Genomic DNA, 19,572 nt, shown 5'->3' with positions numbered 1-19,572 from the left:
GATCGTCGCCAACGATCCGACGGTGAAGGGCGGCGCCTACTTCCCCCTGACCGTGAAAAAGCATTTGCGGGCGCAGGAAATCGCCGAACAGAACCGCCTGCCCTGCGTCTATCTGGTGGACTCCGGCGGGGCGAACCTGCCGCACCAGGCCGAGGTGTTCCCCGACCGCGACCACTTCGGCCGCATCTTCTACAATCAGGCCCGGATGAGCGCCGAGGGGATCAGCCAGATCGCCTGCGTGATGGGATCGTGCACCGCCGGCGGAGCCTATGTGCCGGCCATGAGCGACGAGACGGTCATCGTCAGGGACCAGGGGACCATCTTCCTGGCCGGCCCGCCGCTGGTGAAGGCCGCCACCGGGGAGATCATCTCGGCGGAGGAGCTAGGCGGCGCCGACACCCACGGCCGGCGCTCCGGCGTGGTGGACCACGTGGCCGACGACGACGAACATGCGCTGGCCATCGTGCGCGCCATCGTGGCCAACCTGAACACCGTCAAGCGCATCGACATGGACGTGGCCGAGCCCCGGGCGCCGGCCTATGACGCCGAGGAGCTCTACGGCGTCGTGCCCACCGACGTGCGCGCGCCCTATGACGTCCACGAGGTCATCGCCCGCATCGTCGACGGCAGCCATTTCGACGAGTTCAAGCAGCTCTACGGCACGACGCTGGTCTGCGGCTTCGCCCGCATCTGGGGCTATCCGGTGGCGATCCTGGCCAACAACGGGGTGCTGTTCTCCGAAAGCGCGCTCAAGGGCGCCCACTTCATCGAGCTGGCCTGCAAGCGGAAGATCCCGCTCGTCTTCCTGCAGAATATCTCCGGCTTCATGGTGGGCGGGAAGTACGAGGCCGGCGGCATCGCTAAGGACGGCGCCAAGCTGGTGACCGCCGTAGCCAGCGCGGAAGTTCCGAAGTTCACCGTGCTGATCGGCGGCTCGTTCGGAGCCGGCAACTACGGGATGTGCGGGCGGGCCTATTCCCCGCGGTTCCTGTGGACCTGGCCCAACAGCCGGATCAGCGTCATGGGCGGCGAACAGGCCGCAAGCGTCCTGGCCACCGTGCACCGCGACGCGGGCAAGTGGACCCTGGAGGAGGAGGAGGCCTTCAAGGCCCCGGTGCGCAACAAGTACGAGGACGAGGGCAATCCCTATTTCGCCACCGCGCGGCTGTGGGACGACGGCATCATCGACCCGGCCCAGACCCGCGACGTCCTGGGCCTGTCGATCTCCGCGGCGCTGAACGCGCCGATCCCGGAGACGCGCTTCGGTGTGTTCCGGATGTGATGGCCGTGGCCCCGATCACCTCAATCCTGGTGGCCAACCGCGGCGAGATCGCCCGCCGCGTGTTTGCCACCGCCAGGCGCATGGGCATCGCCACCGTGGCGGTGTTCTCCGAGGCCGACGCCGACGCGCCGCATGTGCACGACGCCGACCAGGCGGTGCTGATCGGCCCGGCCGCAGCGCGCGAGAGCTATCTGGTGGGCGACAAGATCATCGCCGCCGCCCGCCACGCCGGCGCCGACGCCATCCACCCGGGCTATGGCTTCCTGTCGGAGAACGCCGACTTCGCCGAGGCGGTGATGGCCGCGGGCCTGACCTGGATCGGGCCGCCCCCCGCCGCCATCCGGGCTATGGGCCTGAAGGACGCCGCCAAGGCCCTGATGCAGGCGGCCGGCGTGCCGGTGACCCCGGGCTACCTGGGCGCGGACCAGGACGCCAAGACCCTGGCCAGGGAAGCTGCCCAAATTGGCTATCCGGTGCTGATCAAGGCGGTGGCCGGGGGCGGCGGCAAGGGCATGCGGCTGGTGGAAGCGGGCGCCGACTTCGACGCGGCCCTCGCCTCCTGCCAGCGGGAGGCCAAGGCCAGTTTCGGGGACGACCGGGTGCTGCTGGAGACCTATGTCACCCGGCCCAGGCACATCGAGGTACAGGTGTTCGGGGACGCCCACGGCAATGTCGTCCACCTGTTCGAGCGCGACTGCTCCCTGCAGCGCCGCCACCAGAAGGTGATCGAGGAAGCGCCCGCGCCGGGCATGGACGCGGCCACCCGCGCGGCGGTGACCTCAGCGGCCGTGAAGGCCGCGCAGGCGGTGGGATACCGTGGCGCCGGCACCGTGGAGTTCATCGCCGACGCCAGCGAAGGCCTGCGCCCCGACCGCATCTGGTTCATGGAGATGAACACCCGCCTGCAGGTGGAGCACCCGGTCACCGAGATGGTCACCGGCCTCGATCTGGTGGAATGGCAGATCCGCGTGGCGTCCGGCGAGCCGCTGCCGCTCACCCAGGACCAGATCACCCTCACCGGCCACGCGGTGGAGGCCAGGCTCTATGCGGAGAACCCGGCGTCAGGGTTCCTGCCGTCCACCGGCGTGCTTGAGCACTTCCGCCTGCCGCCTACCGTGCGGGCCGACAGCGGGGTCGAGGAAGGCGGGCGGATCACCCCCTTCTACGACCCGATGATCGCCAAGCTGATCGCCCATGGGGAGACCCGCGAGCAGGCCTTGGCCGACCTGGCGCAGGCCTGCGACGCCGTGGAGGTCTGGCCGGTGAAGACCAACGCCGGCTTCCTGGCGCGCTGCCTGGAAGAGCCGTCGTTCATCGCCGGAGATGTGGACACCGGCTTCATCGCCAGGCGCCTGGACGACCTGACGGCGCCGGCCGAGCCCTCGCCCGCCGCGCTGGCGGCGGCCGCCGCAGCGGCGATGATCGCCGACGACAGCGGGCTGTCCGAAGCCATGCCATCGCCCTGGCGGGAGCTGGCCGGCTTCCGGCTGAACGCCCCGCCGGAGACCGCGGTCAGGCTGTTCCTCCACGGCAAGCCCGTGCTGGCCCGCCCCTCGGAAACCGCCGCGGCGCCGCGCTCGGTGCTGTTGACCGACGACGGGGAGATCATCGTCTTCGAGGCCGGCGAGGCCTTCGCCTTCCTGAGCCATCCGCCCGCGGCGGACCGCGACGGGGGCCCCGCCGCCGACGGCCAGATCCGCTCGCCCATGCCGGGCAAGGTCACCGGCCTGACGGTAAAGGCCGGGGACACGGTGACCAAGGGCCAGCCCCTGCTGACCCTGGAGGCCATGAAGATGGAGCATGCGCTCACCGCGCCCTTCGACGGGACGGTGAGCGAGCTTTCGGTGGAGGTCGGCGCCCAGGTCAGCGAAGGCGCCGTGCTGGCGAAACTTACGGCCAGCTAGCCGGCGACGATCCCCGCATCGTGCAGGCGGGCGATCTCGGCTCCCGACATGCCCAGCACCTCGGCCAGCACCTCGTCGGTGTGCTGACCCAGCCGCGCGGCCGGGCGGGCGGGGCCGCGCACGTCCTGCGGGATCGTGGCGGCGGCGCCGGCGGCGGGGTAGGTTTGGCCGCTGGGGTGGGTCAGATCGCTGAAGATCGGGTTGCCCGCGAACAGGCGCGGGTCGGCCATGGCGGTCTCCAGCGGCTGGTACGGCCCCCAGCAGACCCCATCGGCCTCGAACACCGGCGCCAGCTCCGCCAGATCCCGGGCCGCGAAGGCCTGTTCGAACAGCGGAAACAGCCGGTCGCGGTGGGCGAACCGCTGGCCCTCGTCGGCGACGAAGTCGCAGGCGAGCTCGGCCTCCAGGGCGGCGACGGGCTCGGCGATCCCCAGCACCGCCAGGACGCCCTTCCACTGCCGCGGCGTGATCGCCACCAGCATGATCCGCTGCCCGCCGCGGGTGACGAAGTCGCGGCCGAAGGCGCCGTAGAGGTCGTTGCCGTGCCGGGCCCGCTGGTGGCCGCCCAGGGCCGCCTCTGCGGTCATGCCCATGTTGGCCAGGGTCGCTGCGGCGATGTCGGAGAGCGGAATACGGATTTCCCGCCCGCGTCCGCTGGTCCGCCGGTCCAGCAGGGCCGAGACCAGGGTGAAGGCCGCATAGGCGCCGGTGAGCAGGTCCCAGGCCGGCAGCACGTGGTTCACCGGCCGGTCGTCGTCGGTTGGGCCGGTCATCTGCGGCACGCCCACCGCGGCGTTGATGGTGTAGTCCACCCCCGGACCGCCGTCGGCCCAGCCCATCACGCGCACGCAGATCAGGTCGTCGCGCAGCGCCTTGAGACGCTCGTAAGCCAGGAATCCCTCGGCCGGAAAGTTGGTGACGAAGAGGCCGCCAGCCTCCCCGGGCGCGGCTGCCAGCCGCTGGGCGAGCTCGCGGCCCTCGGGCCGGGAGAGATCGAGGGCCACCGACTTCTTGGCCTTGTTCAGGCCCTCCCAGTAGAGGCTCGACCCGTTCTGCGCCAGCGGCCAGCGGCGGAAGTCCGGCCCGCCGGCGATGTTGTCGAAGCGGATCACCTGGGCGCCCATCTGCGCCAGATAGAGCCCGCAGGTGGGTCCGGCGATGAAGGCCGAGCCCTCCACCACGCGCAGGCCCTTCAAGAGGTCGTACATCTAGGCGACCAGCTTGGTGACCTCGGCCACCTCGTCCGGCGTGAGGGTCCAGGCGGCTGTGGCGGCGTTGGCGCGGATCTGTTCCGGCGTGGTAGCGCCGGCGATCACCGAGGAGACTACCGGCTGGCCCAGCAGCCAGGCGAAGGCCAGTTCGAGGACCGTGTGGTCGCGGGCCTCTGCCCAGGCGGTGAGGGCCTCCACCTTGTCGAAGTTCCGGTCGTTCAGGGCCTGGGCGCCGCGGGACCCCCAGGCGGCCAGGCGGCTGTCGTTGGGGGGCGGGGCGCCGCGCCGGTACTTGCCACTCAGGAGGCCCGACGCCAGCGGGAAGAACGGCAGGAACCCCAGGCCGAAATGCTCGCAGGCCGGCAGCACCTCGAAGGCGGTCTTGCGCTCTAGGAGACTGTAGAGGTTCTGCGCCGAGACGAAGCGGTTGAGGTGCTCGCGGCGCGAAGTCCAGTCGGCGTCGGCGATCTGCCAGCCGGCGAAGTTGGAGTTGCCCAGGTAGCGGACCTTGCCCTGGGAGATCAGGTCGTCCAGCGCCCGCAGGGTCTCCTCGATGGGCGTGTCGGCGTCGGGGGCGTGGAACTGGTAGAGGTCGATGTAGTCGGTCCCCAGCCGCTGCAGGCTGTCTTCCACGGCACGCATGATCCAGCGGCGCGAGCCGCCCCGCCGGCGCTCATCCTCGCCGATGCGCATGCCGAACTTGGTGGCCAGAACGATGTCGCCGCGGCGCTTGCCAAGCGCCTTGCCCAGGAACACCTCCGACTGGGCGCCGCCATAGATGTCGGCGGTGTCGAACAGGGTGACCCCGGCCTCCAGCGCGGCGTCCACCACGGCCTGGGTCTGGGCCTGGTCGATGCGCATCCCGAAGTTGTTGCAGCCCAGCCCCACGGCGCTGACCTTCAGCCCTGAATTCCCCAGCCGGCGCTTCTGCATGGTTAGTCCCTCGTTGACGGATCAGCCGCGGAGCCTAACAAACCGCGGCCGCCACAGGCCAGCGCCGCCATCGCTTAACCTTCCGGCAAGCTTGCTGCGGCGTTCACCGCGTTTGTTGGCGATATCGCAAGGCCCCGCTCGTTAACCTCGCGAACTAACACGGGTTTTTCACGCGAGCAGGTGATCATGCGCGTCGTAACAATCGTCAGTCTAGGCGCCTCTGCGGTACTGGGTCTAGGCGCCCTCTTCGTGGCCAAGAGCGTCCTGCCAAACGCATCCGCCGCCCGGGCCGCCGCCGCGGCCGAGCCCTCGCGGGCCGGCGTGCCCATCGTGGTCGCGGCCAGGGACATCAAGTACGGCCAGAAGCTGGAGCCCGGCTTCCTGACCGTCGCTCACATCCCCGGCAATCTCGCCCCGCAGGGCGCCTTCACCACCATATCTCAGGTCATGGCCCAGGACCGCGGCGGCGCGCCGGTGGCGCTGACGCCGATGACGGCCCGCGAGCCCGTCCTGCCGGCCAAGCTCTCCGGCCCCGGCGCCCGGCCCTCCGTGGCCGCCGAGATCGCCGAGGGCATGCGGGCCTACACCATCAAGGTCACCGACGTCTCGGGCGTGGGCGGCCACGCCCTGCCCGGCGACCGGGTGGACGTGGTGCTGATGCGCGACCTGAGCCCTGAGGGCCAGGTGCGCAACTACATCTCCTATGTGGTGCTGCAGAACGTCCGCGTGCTGGGCATCGACCTGAACGCAGACCTGACGTCCAACAAGCCCGCGACGCCCAACACCGCCACCCTGGAGGTGAGCGTGCCGGACACCCAGAAGCTGTCGGTGGCCGCCACCCTCGGGGCCCTGTCCCTGTCGCTGCGCCGCACCGGACAGGCGGACATCGCCGCCACCGGCCCGATGCTGACCCGTGACTTCCTGGGCGGCCCCACGCCTGTGCGATACGTCGCCCGCGGCGCGCCGGCGCGCCGCACCGTTCCAGCCGTATTCCACAGCCCGATTATCATCATCGAGGCCGCCGGGACCCGCCGCCGCGCCCGGCCCGAGCCGGCCCCCGCGGCCACACCTGCCGCGGCCCCGGCGGCGGTCGCCAGCGGGTCGCCCTCGCCCGTGACCGGCGCCTGACCATGCGGAGCCCCCTCACCATGCCGCGCAACCTGATCCGCAGCCTGGCCTGCGCCGCCGCCCTCGTCCTGGCCACGCCCGCCGCCGCGGCCCAGATGATGCAGAGCGAGAACGCGGTCAACCGCGTGATCACCGTGCCCCGGGACAAGTCGCTGTCCTTCCGCCTGGACCAGCCGGCCAGCAAGATCGTGGTGGCCCAGCCCGACATCGCCGAGATCGTCGGCACCACCGACCGCAGCTTCTATGTGCGCGGCGTGGAGTTCGGCTCCACCAACCTCCTGGTCTACGGCCCGGGTGGAAGGCTGCAGCAGGTGATCGACATCCGGGTCGGCTATGACGCCGCCTCGCTGCAGCAGGACCTGATGGCCGCCATGCCGTCCGAGCCGATTCAGGTGCGCAACCTGGGCGAGGGCCTGCTGCTGGTGGGCAATGTGTCCAACACCGGGGCCGCGGCCAAGGCCAAGACCATCGCCGAGAAGTTCGCTCCCAACGCCGTCACCACGGCGCTGACCGTGCGCGCCTCGCAGCAGGTGGTCCTTGAGGTCCGCGTGCTGGAGGCCAGCCGCTCGGCCCTGCAGGACATCGGCTTCAGCGTCGAGGCCGGCAACAGCGGCTTCGTGCTGGGCTCCGGTTCGGGGGTCCTCGGCAACACCGCGCCCAACACCTTGCTGGCCTTCACCGGCGGCATCGGCACCACCTCCATCGACATCGCCGTGCAGGCCCTGGAGGAGAAGGGGATCGTGCGCACCCTGGCCCGGCCCAACCTGGTGGCGGTGTCCGGCGAGAAGGCCAGCTTCCTGGCCGGCGGCGAGTTCCCGTACCCGGTGCCCAACGGCAACAACGAGATCACCATCGAGTTCCGCCCCTATGGCGTGAAGCTGAACTTCCAGCCGATCGTCCAGGACAACGGCCTGATCCGCCTGCAGGTGGAGCCGGAGGTCAGCCAGCTCGACACCACCAACATCCTGCGCATCGGCGGGATCTCCGTCCCCGGCGTGATCGTGCGGCGCGCATCGACCACCGTGGAGCTGAGGTCCGGCGACAGCTTCGCCGTGGCCGGGCTGTTCCAGCGCGACTACGTCAATTCCCTGCGTCAGCTGCCGCTGGTGGGCGACATCCCGGTGATCGGGGCGCTCTTCCGCTCCTCCCGGTGGAAGCGCAGCGAGACCGAGCTGGTGTTCATCGTGACGCCCCGGCTGGCCACAGCCGACGACTTCAAGGCCCCGCCCGCCGACGCCCTGCCCGGCCGCGAGCCCCTGCCCGGCAGCCTGGTCCTGCGCGGCAAGGCGCTGGACATGCCCGTGGGCCGCACGCCCGAGCCGGGCTCGGTTCCCACTGTATCGCCCCGGTGATCCGATGACCCCCGCCCATCCTCCCATGACCTCGCTGCTGCAGGGCCGCCGGATCCTGGCCCTGGGCGGGTCGCTGGCCGTGCTGGCCAACGGCCCGCTGGCGGACGCCCATGTGGAGCTGGCCGGGGTCGAGCGTCTGGAGGCGATCTCGTCCACAGCCTGCGACCTCGTCCTGATCGACGCCGACGCCTGGGAAGCGCCGGCCCTGGCCACGGCGGTCAAGGCCCTGTCGGCCGCCAGGGCCTGTCCGCCGGTGCTGCTCGTCGGCGAGAACCTGCCGGCCGGTCTGGTCCGCAACCTGATGCGCCTGCCGCATTCCGACATCGTCGAGGCGCCGTTCACGCCGGAGCAACTCACCAGCGCCATCGTCGCCCTGCTGGCCAGCACCCTGCCCGCGCCGGCGAGCGCCTCCGGCGACAGCCGCTGCTGGGCGGTGACCGGAGCCGTCGGCGGCGCCGGCGCCACGACCCTGGCCGTGGAGATCGCCACGGCCCTGGCGGCGCGCTCGCCAAAGGAGCGCAGCGTCTGCCTGATCGACCTGAATCTCGCCGACGGCGCCGCGGCCGCATACCTGGGCGCCCAGCCAACCATGCGCCTGGCGGATTTCGGACCGGCCGCCGACCGCCTGGACGCGGCCATGCTGCAGGCCTTCGTGACGCCGGTCTCCAAGCACCTGGACCTGATGGCCGGCGTCCGCGATCCCGCCGCCTTCGACACGGTGTCCCGCGAAGCCGTGCTGCGCGTGCTGGAGGTGGCCTGCGAGACCTACGACTGGGTGATCCTGGACATGCCCCGGCACCGCCGAGCCTGGACCCTGGAAGCCCTGTCCGGCTGCGACGAGGTGCTGGTGGTCTCCGAGCTCACCGTGCCGGCGCTGATCGCGGCGCGGTCGCTGTCGGACGAGATCGAGGACACCCTGGGCTCCGGCCTGAAGCCGCGCATCCTGCTGAACCGACTGGCCAGCCGGGTGTTCGGCCCGGCGCCGTCCATGGCGGAGGCCGAGCGCGCCCTGCAGCGCAAGGCCGAGGCGGGGATCAGCTCCGACTGGGAAGCCGCCGCGGCGTCAGCCAACCTGGGCGGCCCGATCGCCCAGCACCGGCCCAAGTCGAAGATCGTCAAGGATGTGCGGATGCTGGTGGAACGCCTGACCTCCGCCCCTGCGCGGCGCGACGCCGCCTCCGCCAGGGCCGCCTGATGGGCCGCTTCAACCTTGTCAAACCCGCCGCCGCACCGGCGCCGGACGCGCCGGCCGCCGCCCCCGCGCCCCGGGTGGAGCCCACGCCCAAGAAGGCCGCACCGACCGCGCAGTCACGCGAACTCGACATCCGCCTGAAGCTGCATTCCCAGCTGATCGACGAGCTTGACCTCTCCAAGCTCGACAAACTCAGCGAGACGGAGCTGCGCCGCGAAGTGCTGCGCTCGGTGACCGACTTCGCCCGGGTCGAGCGCATGGCGCTGAACACCGCCGAGCTCGAGGAGCTGGGCGCCTCGATCTATGACGAGATGGTTGGCCTGGGGCCCATCGAGCCGCTGCTCAAGGACGACACGATCAACGACATCCTGATCAACGGGCCGTTCCAGGTCTATGTGGAGCGGCGCGGGGAGCTGGAGCTGACCGCCGTCCGGTTCCGCGACAACGACCACCTGTTGCGCATCGTCAACCGCATCGTCGCCGCCGTGGGCCGCCGGATCGACGAGAGCCAGCCCATGGTGGACGCGCGCCTGCCTGACGGCAGCCGGGTGAACGCCGCCATCGCCCCCATCGCCATCGACGGCGCCTCGGTGTCGATCCGCAAGTTCTCCAAGAAGCCCCTGACCCTGGAAAAGCTGGTGGAGTTTGGGGCCATGCCCATGGCCGTCGCCGACTTCCTGCACGGGGCGGTGAAGGCGCGGGTGTCCACGGTGATCTCCGGCGGCACGGGCTCGGGCAAGACCACGCTGCTGAACGCGCTGTCGGCCGCCATCAGTCACGGCGAGCGGCTGATCACCATCGAGGACGCCGCCGAACTGCAACTGCAACAGCCCCACGTGGTGCGCCTGGAGACCCGGCCGCCGAACATCGAGGGCAAGGGCGAGATCCGCCAGCGCGAGCTGGTCAAGAACGCACTGCGCATGCGCCCCGACCGGGTGATCCTGGGCGAGGTGCGCTCGGAGGAAGCCTTCGACATGCTGCAGGCCATGAACACCGGCCACGAGGGCTCCATGGCCACCATCCACGCCAACAATCCGCGCGAGGCGGTGGGCCGCCTGGAGCAGATGGTGGCCATGGGCGGGTTGAACATCGGCCACGAGGCCATGCGCGGGCAGATCGCCTCGGCGGTGGGCATGGTGGTGCAGGTGATGCGGCTGTCGGACGGCAAACGCAAGGTGACCCACGTCACCGAGATCACCGGCATGGAGGGATCTGTCGTACAGATGCAGGACATTTTCTTGTTCAACCGCACCCACACCGGCGCCGACGGGGAGGTGTTTGGCGAGTTCCGGGCCACCGGGCTTCGGCCCCGCTTCCTGGACGAGATGCTGCGGCGCGGGGTCGCTTACGACACCACCAATTTCGACCCCTCCAAGCCGTTGAGCTAGGCCATGCCGTTCGACGGAAATCTGGTGTTCATGATCCTGGTGTTCGCCGCGGTGTTCGCCGCGGCGCAGGGGCTGATCGGCCTTGTTGCCGTCGCCACCCAGAAGCGGCGGGTCAACCAGCGGCTGAAAATGGCCGATAAGGTGGATGGCATCTCCGCTCTGGTGGTGGAGCTGCGCAAGCAGCGGGGTCTGACCGCGGCGGGCGGACGGGCCGAGCGGCTGCGTTGGCTCTCCGACATGATCATCGCCTCGGGGCTGGTCTACGATCAGCGCAAGTGGCTGACCTATGTGGCGGGGGCTGCGCTCACCGGCGCCGCGGCGCTGCTGATGCTCACCAAGCAGCCCATTTTGGCGCTGGCGGGCCTGGTGCTGGGGGGCGCGGTCGCCCCGCTGATGTTCCTGAAGTTCAAGGCCGGGCGCCGGGCCGCCGCCCTCGGCCACCAGCTCCCACAGGCCCTGGAGGTCATCATCCGCAGCCTGGAGGCTGGCCACCCGGTGCCCACCGCCATCGCGCTCGTCGGCCGCGAAATGGTCGACCCGATCGGCTCGGAATTCGGCATGGCCGCCGACGAGATCGCCTATGGCGCCACCCTGGAGCAGGCCGTCGAGCGGATGTCCGAGCGTTGCCAACACCCGGACGTGGACCTGTTCGCCGCCACCGTGCGGCTACAGGAGCGCACCGGCGGCAACCTGACCGGCCTGCTGAAACTGAATGCGTCCACCGTGCGGGAACGGCACAAGATGCGCCTGAAGATCAAGGCCGCCTCCTCGGAAGGCCGCGCCTCGGCGCTGATCCTGACGCTGGCGCCGTTCATCGCGCTGGGCTTCATCATGATCTCCTCGCCCAACTTCTACGGCGACGTGATCCACGAGCCCTTCGTGCAGATGGGCCTGGGCGTGCTGGGCTTCTGGATGTTCCTCGGCAACCTGGTCATGCGGCGCATGATCGACATGCGGCTGTGACCTCATGACCCTGCTTCAGCTTGAGACCTTGATCACCATTGCGGGCACGCTGATGCTGCTGACCGCCGGCGGCGGCCTGGCCTGGATTGGGGTCAAGGAGATGCGCCTGCGCGCGGTGCGGCGCGAGCGCCTGACGCCCAGCGCCGGCCTGCACAGCCTAGGCGCGCGCACCTCTGGGTTCGGCGTGGGCGGCCAGTTGCTGTCCGGCGTGCGCCGGCTGGGCCAGCAGAGCGCCGTCCGCGATCCGGCCAAGCTCTCCCTGCTGCGCAGCAAACTGATGCAGGCGGGGTTCTACAACCGCGAGGCTCCGGTGATCTTCCTGGGCGCCAAGGCTGCGGCCCTGGCCTTCGCCACCGTTGGCGTCGTGCTGACCCTGCCTCTGGTGGCCGGCGGCAAGGGCATGGGCGGGCTGATCGTCGCCGCCGTGCTGTCGGGCCTGGCCATCCTCGGCCCCGACCAGGTGCTGAAGACCCGCCGGGTCAAGCGCGAGCGGGAATACGCCGACGGCTTCCCCGATCTGCTGGACCTGCTGGTGGCCTCGGTGGAGGCAGGCCTGAGCCTGGACGCCGCCGTCACCCGGGTGACCGACGAGCTTGCCCGCCGCTATCCGAACCTGACCGTCCACCTGCGCTTCCTGGTGCTGGAGTTGCGCGCGGGACGCTCGCGCAAGGAGGCTTGGTCAGGCTTCGCCGACCGCCTGGGCATCGACGACGCCCGGGCCCTGGCCACCATGCTGCGCCAAGCCGAGGAGATGGGCACCAGCCTGGGCGACACGCTCTCGGTATTCTCCCAGGACATGCGCGCCAAGCGGATGCTGCGGGCCGAGGAGAAGGCCCTGGCGCTGTCGGCCAAGCTGACCGTGCCGCTGATCCTGTTCATCTTCCCGTGCCTGCTGGGCGCCCTGATGCTGCCGGCGGTGGTTCGCCTGATCCACGTGTTCAGCGCGCAGTAGTCACCCCAAGCCATACGGTCGGTACGGGCCGGCGATGAGTTGCTCGAAGACGCCGACGCCGGAGCGGTCCGGCTCGCCGGGGCTCTGCATCACCGCCGTGGAGATCGCCTGGATGTGCAGGTTCTCCGGCGCGCCCATGTCGATGGCGGCCAGGTCGATGTCCTCGCGGGCCACCGCCAGCTCACCCTTCAGAGCCCCGTGGCGCCATTCGCCGCCATAGCCGATGCCGCGCATCAGGAAGGTGGTGACGGGCTCGAGAGCGATGCTGACCTCGCCGTCGGCCAGGGGAATCTTCAGCACGCCCCGCTCGGCGTGGCGGGTGCCCTGGCGAAGGGTCACCTCTTCCATGCGCGGCGCCTCGGCGTGCCAGCCGGCATCGGGGCCCGAGCCGTCGGGCAGGATCACCGCGCGGGTGTTCCAGGGCCTGCCGTCAGGGTCAGCGTTGACGTGGAAGAAGACGCTGCGGTCCTGGAAATTGATCGGCGTCCACTGCCAGAAGAATCCGGTGAGGCCGGCGCCCGGCGTGGCCTGGGTGTCCGGCGCGCCCACCGGGCGGATGCCCCAGGATCGGTCGCGCGAGCCCGTCCAGCCGGGGCCGAGTTCGCGCCGCTCGCCATCCACCTCCAGCCAGCCCGCCACCCGCACGTTCTGGGTGAGGCGGGTGTAGTCCATGAACAGGCGCGGCCCGATGCGCTTGGTGAAACGCGGCTCCTCGATGGGGAACGCGCGGCCCTCGAAGGTCAGCTCGCAGGCTAGGCCTTCGGCGCGCTCCACGGTGACCTTCAGGCGCTGGAGAGGCTCCAGAACCTCGATGCGGATGGGTCCCACCACCAGGTCCATCCGCTCCATGTTGAGGATGCGGCTGGCGTGCAGGCAGCGCTGCACCCCGTCGCGGACGATCGACAGGTGGGCATCGGCGACGTTCAGGTGGGGATAGACCCCAAAGGCGACGGCGAAGAAGTCGAGGCCGTCCGGGGAATAGCCGTTGAAGAAGTAGCGGTCGTAGAAGTTGCGGTCGGAGCCGGCATACGCGATCGGCTCCGGCGTCTGGTGGATCGGGTAGTCGTCGCCCTTGCTGAGCATGCCGCCCCCTCGTCCTTGGCCTTGCCGTTGGCCGAGCGTCAGTATCAAGTGAACGGCGATCAGAACACAAGGGAGGGGTAGCTGAGATGAACATCATGACCGCCGCAGACCACCGCATCCCGCAGGATGTCGCCGACACCCTGGTCAACCCCGCCGCCTTCGCCGACGGCCGCGTCAACGAAGCCTACCGCTGGCTGCGCGCCAACCAGCCGTTCGGCCAGGCGATCGTGGAGGGCGTCGACCCGTTCTGGGTGGCCACCCGGCACGAGGACATCCTGGAGATCAGCCGGCAGAACGCCCTGTTCCACAACGGCGACCGTTCCCCCACCATCACCACCCAGGCGGTGGACAAGAAAGTCCGCGAGATGATGGGCGGCAGCCCGCACCTGCTGCGCACCCTGATCCACATGGATGCGCCGGATCATCCCAAGTACCGGGCGCTGACCCAGGCCTGGTTCATGCCGCCGAACCTGCGCGGCATGGAGGACCGCATCCGGGTGATCGCGCGCGCCGCCGTCGACAAGATGGCGGCTGCCGGCGGGACCTGCGACTTCGTCAGCGCGGTGGCCCTGCACTATCCGCTGCATGTGATCATGAGCATGCTGGGGGTGCCGGAGGCCGACGAGGGCCGCATGCTCAAGCTGACGCAGGAACTGTTCGGCGCCGCGGACCCTGAGCTGGGCCGCGATGGCGGCACGCCCACCGCGGAGCGGGAGTTCGACTTCGGGGTGATCGTCGATTTCTCCAATTACTTCCGGGCGCTGTCGGTGGAGAAGCGAGCCAACCCCAAGGACGACCTGGCCACGGTGATCGCCAACAGCCAGATCGATGGCCAGCCAATCTCCGATCTGGAGGCGATGAGCTACTACATCATCGTCGCCACCGCCGGGCACGACACCACCTCATCCTCCACGGCAGGCGCCATGTGGGCTCTGGCCGAGAACCCGGGGGAGCTGGCCAAGCTGAAGGCCGACCCCTCGCTGATCCCTGGGCTGGTGGACGAATCGATCCGCTGGGCGACGCCGGTGAAGACCTTCATGCGCACGGTGACCGAGGACACCGAGTTCGCCGGCCAGGCGCTGAAGGCCAATGACTGGGTGATGCTCTGCTACGCCTCAGGTAATCGCGACGAGGCGGTGTTCGATGACCCGTTCGCCTTTCGGGTGGACCGCAAGCCCAACAAGCACCTGGCGTTCGGCTATGGCGCGCACCTCTGCCTGGGCCAGCACCTGGCCAAGATGGAGATGCGCATCCTCTGGGAGGAGATGATCCCGCGGCTGTCCGAACTGCAGCTAGCGGGGACGCCGGCGCTGAGCGAGGCCGTGTTCGTCAACGGCCCCAAGCGCCTGCCGATCAAGTTTCGCCTGGACGCGTGACCCACCCGCTGGAGCCGCGCCTGGCGGCCTATATCGCTGGCCGGATGCCGCAGGCCCGCGACGTGGCCGTCGAGGGGCTTGAGCGCATCTCCGGCGGGGCCAGCCGCGAGACCTATCGCTTTCGCGCCCGGTGGACCGACGACGACGGGGTCCGCGAGCGCCGCCTGATCCTGCGGCGCGACCCGCCGGCCAGCCTGATCGACACCGAGCGGCGCATCGAGTTCGCCGCCTACCGCGCCTTCGCGGGTTCCGCCGTGCCCGCGCCCGAGATGCTGTGGCTGGAGGAAGGCTCAGGGGCCCTCGACCATCCCTTCTTCATCGCCGAGGAACTGGTGGGCTTCCAAGCCTCGCCCCAGGTGCTGTTCGCCGGGCCGTACGACGGCGTCCTGGGAAGGCTGGCCGAGCGCAAGTGGTCGATCCTGGGCGACATCGCCCGGGCCGATCCGGCGGTGCTCGGGCTCACGCAGGTGATGCCGGCCCCGGCGCTGAACGCCTGCGGTTGGCGCGAACTGGATCACTGGGAGGCGATCCTCGACCGCGACGAGGCCGAGCCGATGCCGATCACCCGCGCCGCGATCCGCTGGCTGCGGGCCAACCCGCCGCCGCCCGCCCAGAAGCTGAGCGTCGTCCACGGGGACTACCGCACCGGCAATTTCCTGTTCGACGAGGCCGGCGAGATTCACGGGGTTCTCGACTGGGAGATGGCCCACCTGGGCGATCCGCTGGAGGACCTGGCCTGGGGGTTCAATCCGGTGTGGTCGTTCGGTAGGCAGGGGCTCGCCGGCGGGCTGATCCCACAGGCGCAGGCCGTTGAGATGTGGGAACGGGCCAGCGGGCTCACCGCCGAGCCGGCGGCGCTGGCCTGGTGGGTGCTGTTCAACTGCGTCAAGGGCCAGGGCATCTGGGTCGGCAGCGCCGGCGCCTGGCGCGGGGGCGCCCGCGAGCCGATCATGGCCTATCCCGCCTGGTGGCTGATGAATGCCCAGGAACGCGCCATGCTGAAGGTCATGGACCGCCTATGACCCCTGACGTCCCCGAAGTCCTGGCGGAGCTGGCCCAGGTGCTGATGCGCAACGCCGTCCCCGGCATTCCCGACGGCGAGCGGGCCGCGACGCTCGGCCTCACCGCCGCGCTCCTGAGCATGGCTACAGAGAGCTGGGACGCCGCCGCGCACAATCTCGTGGAGGAGAACCGGGCGATCCGGGCGCTGCTGGGCGAGGACGGCGAGGACGGCGAGCTGCGCCTTTCCATGTTGAAGGGCGCGAACAACCGCCTCCGCCGCGGCCTGATCGCCGCCCACATCGCCGCCGAGTTGGCCGGCGACCAGCCCCGGCTGGACGCCATCTGGGCGGAACTGGCCGCATCGACCGAGCGGCGCAGGCTGTCGAACTCCCCGGTCTAGGCCTTCCTGCCCCGGTTACGGGGAAGGGGGAGGAAAGAACGCCGTGACAAGCCGCGCCGGCTCGGCTTTTCTGCACAGCCTTATTTTGAGGGATTCATTTCATGCCACCAAGGATGTTGCCCGAGCCCACGCCGGAGACCCGGCATTTCTGGGATGGGTGCCGCGAGGGCGAGCTTCGCCTGCAGCGCTGCACCGCCTGTTCGAAGAGCTATTTTCCGCCCAGGGCCTTCTGCCCCGCCTGCGGCACGCGCGAGATTGAGATCTATCCGGCCAGCGGCCGGGCGATCCTCTATTCCTATGTGATCAACCACCGGCCGCGCCCGGACATGGGGACCGAGCCGCACTCCATCGCAGTGGTCCAACTGGAGGAAGGCCCGCGGATGATGACCAATGTGGTGAACTGCCCGCAGACGCCTGAGGCTCTGCAACTGGACATGCCGCTGGTGGTCACCTTCGCCAAGCAGACCGACGACATCACCCTTCCCTTCTTCGAACCGGCGAAGGGGTAGCCGCCATGAAACGCAATTCCGTTGCGGTCGTAGGCGCCGCCGAGACCACCCGCATGGGCAGGATTCCCGACCAGTCGGTGATCGGCCTGCACGCCGACGCCGCCCTGAACGCTCTGGCCGACTGCGGCCTCAAGCCCTCGGACATCGATGGCGTCGCCTGCGCGGGCATCAGCCCCGTGGAACTGGCCCACTACCTGGGGGTGACCCCCACCTGGGCCGACGGCACCAGCGTTGGCGGCTGTTCCTTCATGCTGCACGTGCGCCATGCGGCGGCGGCGATCAACGAGGGGCTCTGTTCCACCATCCTGATCACCCACGGCGAATCCGGGCGTTCCCGGGTTGGCGCGGGCGGTTTCGGGCGCTCGGCCTCCAGCCTGATGGGTCAGTTCGAGATGCCCTATGGGGTGACCAGCCCGCCGACCATGTTCACCCTGCCGGTGCTTCGCTACATGAAGACCTACGGGGTCACCGAGGAAGACCTGGCCATGGTCGCCGTGGTGCAGCGCGAATGGGCGGCGAAGAACCCGCGCGCCACCATGAAGGACCCGATCACTGTCGACGATGTGCTGAACTCGACCATGATCGCCTGGCCGTTCCGGCTGTTGATGTGCTGCCTGGTGACCGATGGCGGCGGCGCGCTGGTGCTGACCAGCGCCGAGCGGGCCAAGGACTTTCCGCAAAAGCCGATCTACGTCTTGGGCACGGGCGAGAGCGTCGAGACCCCGCTGGTCAGCCAGATGGAGGACTTCAACAGCTCGAAGGCCTTCCGGGTCTCCGGCAAGAAGGCCTTCGACGAAGCCGGCATCAGCCACGCCGAAGTGGACCACCTGATGATCTACGACGCCTTCGCCCACCTGCCGCTCTACGGGCTGGAGGACCTGGGCTTCTGCAAGCCTGGTGAGGCCAAGGATTTCGTCCGTGAACGGAACACGGCCGAAGGCGGCAAGCTGCCGATGAACACCAACGGCGGCGGCCTGTCCTACATGCACTCGGGCATGTACGGCATGTACGCGCTTCAGGAGAGCGTGCGGCAACTGCGCGGGATCGCCCCGGCCCAGGTTCCGGACGCCAGGATCAGCGTCTCCCACGGGGTGGGCGGCATGTTCGCCTCGTCCGGCACGATCATCTTCTCCAACGAGGCGCCGTGAGCGGACTGTGTCCTTTGCGCACCGCAACATAACTGATACCGGCCCGTCGCCGATCCGATAACAAGCGGCGCTAAGCGGCCCCCAGACATCCAGTCTGGGGGCCGTTCCATGAAATCCTTCCTGTTCGCCGCGGCTGCGGCCTGCGCGCTCACCGCCGCCTCGCCCGCCCTGGCCGCCGGCGACGCCGACGCCACCGTCGAGGAGCTGATCGTCACCGGCCGGGCCGGGTCCACGGCCCAGCGCAAGGTGCAGGCCAGCTACGCCATCACCACCGTCTCGGAAGAGAAGCTGCGCCTGCAGGCCCCGGTGAGCGTGGCCGAGGTGCTGAAGAACGTCCCCGGTTTCTGGGAGGAGGCCTCCGGCGGCGTCGGCGGGGCCAACATCCGCGCCCGCGGCATCCCCATCGAGGGCTATGCCGCCATCGCCCTGCAGGAAGACGGCCTGCCGATCCAGCACGACGGCGGCCTGGGCTTTCTCAACACCGACTTCGCCTTTCGCCTGGACGAGACGACGAAGCGGGTGGAGGTGGTGCGCGGCGGCCCGTCCTCGATCTTCGCCTCGTATGCGCCGGGCGGGGTGGTCAACTTCATCACCCGCAAAGGGACCGACCGGTTCGAGGGCTTGGTGAAGGCCGAGGTCGGCGACTACGGCCTCTACCGCGGCGACGCCTTCGTGGGCGGGCCGGTGGCCGGGTTCCGGGTGGGCCTGGGCGGTTTCTATCGCAGGGACGACGGGATCCGTGAGCCGGGCTTCACCGCCAACGAGGGCGGCCAGATCCGCGCCTCCATCGGCCGGGATTTCACCGGCGGGTCGGTGGACGTCAACGTCAAGCACGTGGACGACAACTCGATCTTCTACCTGGGCATACCGCTGACCTTCGGCGCCGATGGCGACACCGCCGCCGTCCCGGGCTTCGATCCCAACTACGGCACCCTGGCCGGGCCGGAAACCGCCAACCTGACCTTCCGCACCAATCGCGGGCCGTTCAACTTCGACCAGACCCGCGGCTCCGATGTGAAGCTGACGCAGTACACCTTCCAGGCCGAGCTGGAGCTGGGGGGCTGGCGTCTGAAAGAGGGCCTTCGCTACAAGACCAGCGACTTCACCCGCGCGGCGCTGTTCCCCAACACCCCGATCCTGGCGGCGGCGCGGATCGCCCAGGATCTGGCCCGTGTCCCCGCCGCGCTCGGGGCCACCAGCGGCCAGCTGACTTATGTCAACGGCGGCCAGGCCTTCGACGTGGCGGGCCAGAACGGCACCGGCCTGGTGATGGACGCCTTCGTGCGCCAGCAGGACATCACCCTCGACGAGTGGATCAACGACCTGCGCCTCCAGCGGCGGTTCGACGTTGGGGCCCAGTCGCACGACCTGGCCCTGGGGGTCTATTACGCCAACGCCGACGAGACGTTCCTGCAGCGGGGATCGGCGGTGCTGATCGACGTGCAGGACAATGCGCGGCTGCTGAACCTGCAGGCGTTGAACGCCGCCGGAACGGTGGTGGCGACCTTCACCGAGAGCGGCTTCTCGCGCTACGGCACCCAGTTCAACAACGCCGAGGCCTCGTCCAACACCGTGGCGCTGTACGCCTCCGACGAATGGCGGATCACCGAGCAGCTTCGCGTCGACCTGGGCTTCCGCTGGGAGCGGATCGAGTTCAGCGGCCGCAACGAGCGCGCCGCCGTCACAAATCTTGGACAGTCGCCGACCTTTGCCGACGACAGTTTCATCGGCGGGACCGGCGTGTTCGAC

The 19,572-nt window shown here is 69.7% G+C and carries 17 protein-coding genes; 14 read left to right on the top strand and 3 right to left on the bottom strand.

Going from position 1 to position 19,572, the window contains the following annotated elements; all coding sequences use genetic code 11:
* Together ACLL81_RS10550 and ACLL81_RS10545 are read left to right on the top strand one after the other, a co-directional pair.
* Positions 1 to 1,282 (top strand): carboxyl transferase domain-containing protein (locus ACLL81_RS10550; RefSeq protein ID WP_411288302.1); only part of this gene is annotated, 1,282 nt, incomplete at its 5' end.
* Positions 1,282 to 3,186, top strand: coding sequence for an acetyl/propionyl/methylcrotonyl-CoA carboxylase subunit alpha (locus ACLL81_RS10545; RefSeq protein WP_411288301.1), 1,905 nt, complete (start codon positions 1,282 to 1,284; stop codon positions 3,184 to 3,186). The genes ACLL81_RS10550 and ACLL81_RS10545, both read left to right, overlap by 1 nt.
* On the opposite strand, the gene ACLL81_RS10540 is transcribed toward ACLL81_RS10545, so the two are convergent.
* Positions 3,183 to 4,394 (bottom strand): CoA transferase, encoded by a 1,212-nt coding sequence (locus ACLL81_RS10540; protein WP_411288300.1) that lies wholly within the window; start codon positions 4,392 to 4,394, stop codon positions 3,183 to 3,185. The genes ACLL81_RS10545 and ACLL81_RS10540 overlap by 4 nt on opposite strands.
* Positions 4,395 to 5,330 (bottom strand): aldo/keto reductase, encoded by a 936-nt coding sequence (locus tag ACLL81_RS10535; protein WP_411288299.1) that lies wholly within the window; start codon positions 5,328 to 5,330, stop codon positions 4,395 to 4,397.
* A gap of 186 nt (positions 5,331 to 5,516) precedes the next feature.
* Here ACLL81_RS10535 and cpaB point away from each other — a divergent pair, with 186 nt between their 5' ends.
* The 6 genes from cpaB to ACLL81_RS10505 are packed head-to-tail and all read left to right on the top strand — an operon-like array spanning position 5,517 to position 12,305.
* Positions 5,517 to 6,458: a Flp pilus assembly protein CpaB gene (gene cpaB, locus ACLL81_RS10530; protein WP_411288298.1), complete on the top strand. Its 942-nt coding sequence runs from the start codon at positions 5,517 to 5,519 to the stop codon at positions 6,456 to 6,458.
* A gap of 2 nt (positions 6,459 to 6,460) precedes the next feature.
* Complete coding sequence (locus tag ACLL81_RS10525; RefSeq protein WP_411288297.1) at positions 6,461 to 7,810, top strand: type II and III secretion system protein family protein; 1,350 nt, start codon at positions 6,461 to 6,463, stop codon at positions 7,808 to 7,810.
* A gap of 25 nt (positions 7,811 to 7,835) precedes the next feature.
* Positions 7,836 to 9,005, top strand: coding sequence for a CpaE family protein (locus tag ACLL81_RS10520; RefSeq protein WP_411288296.1), 1,170 nt, complete (start codon positions 7,836 to 7,838; stop codon positions 9,003 to 9,005).
* A complete protein-coding gene (locus ACLL81_RS10515; protein ID WP_411288295.1) occupies positions 9,005 to 10,390 on the top strand; it encodes a CpaF family protein in 1,386 nt (461 codons plus the stop codon). Before ACLL81_RS10520 ends, ACLL81_RS10515 begins: the two co-directional genes overlap by 1 nt.
* A 3-nt stretch (positions 10,391 to 10,393) precedes the next feature.
* A complete protein-coding gene (locus ACLL81_RS10510) occupies positions 10,394 to 11,353 on the top strand; it encodes a type II secretion system F family protein (RefSeq protein WP_411288294.1) in 960 nt (319 codons plus the stop codon).
* Between the two features lie 4 nt (positions 11,354 to 11,357).
* The gene (locus ACLL81_RS10505) at positions 11,358 to 12,305 is read left to right on the top strand and encodes a type II secretion system F family protein (RefSeq protein ID WP_411288293.1); all 948 of its coding nucleotides are present in this window, start codon (positions 11,358 to 11,360) and stop codon (positions 12,303 to 12,305) included.
* On the opposite strand, the gene ACLL81_RS10500 is transcribed toward ACLL81_RS10505, so the two are convergent.
* Complete coding sequence (locus ACLL81_RS10500) at positions 12,306 to 13,388, bottom strand: hypothetical protein (RefSeq protein ID WP_411288292.1); 1,083 nt, start codon at positions 13,386 to 13,388, stop codon at positions 12,306 to 12,308.
* 95 nt (positions 13,389 to 13,483) lie between these two features.
* On the opposite strand from ACLL81_RS10500, the gene ACLL81_RS10495 reads away from it, so the two are divergent.
* The 6 genes from ACLL81_RS10495 to ACLL81_RS10470 form a co-directional block, all read left to right on the top strand.
* Entirely contained in the window at positions 13,484 to 14,764 is a 1,281-nt protein-coding gene (locus ACLL81_RS10495; RefSeq protein ID WP_411288291.1) for a cytochrome P450, read from the top strand.
* Complete coding sequence (locus ACLL81_RS10490; protein ID WP_411288290.1) at positions 14,761 to 15,786, top strand: phosphotransferase family protein; 1,026 nt, start codon at positions 14,761 to 14,763, stop codon at positions 15,784 to 15,786. The genes ACLL81_RS10495 and ACLL81_RS10490 overlap by 4 nt, the downstream gene beginning before the upstream one ends.
* Complete coding sequence (locus ACLL81_RS10485; protein ID WP_411288289.1) at positions 15,783 to 16,166, top strand: hypothetical protein; 384 nt, start codon at positions 15,783 to 15,785, stop codon at positions 16,164 to 16,166. Before ACLL81_RS10490 ends, ACLL81_RS10485 begins: the two co-directional genes overlap by 4 nt.
* A 101-nt stretch (positions 16,167 to 16,267) precedes the next feature.
* Positions 16,268 to 16,675 (top strand): Zn-ribbon domain-containing OB-fold protein, encoded by a 408-nt coding sequence (locus ACLL81_RS10480; protein ID WP_411288288.1) that lies wholly within the window; start codon positions 16,268 to 16,270, stop codon positions 16,673 to 16,675.
* A 5-nt stretch (positions 16,676 to 16,680) separates the two neighbouring features.
* Complete coding sequence (locus ACLL81_RS10475; protein WP_411288287.1) at positions 16,681 to 17,823, top strand: thiolase C-terminal domain-containing protein; 1,143 nt, start codon at positions 16,681 to 16,683, stop codon at positions 17,821 to 17,823.
* Between the two features lie 108 nt (positions 17,824 to 17,931).
* A partial coding sequence (locus tag ACLL81_RS10470) for a TonB-dependent receptor domain-containing protein (RefSeq protein ID WP_411288286.1) occupies positions 17,932 to 19,572 on the top strand: 1,641 nt, incomplete at its 3' end.

Origin of the sequence: Phenylobacterium sp. (assembly GCF_046590535.1) — a bacterium.
In the GTDB taxonomy this organism is placed as follows: Bacteria; Pseudomonadota; Alphaproteobacteria; order Caulobacterales; family Caulobacteraceae; genus Phenylobacterium.
Note: the sequence above shows the minus strand (reverse complement) of the source record. Positions and strands in the feature narration are given on the sequence as shown.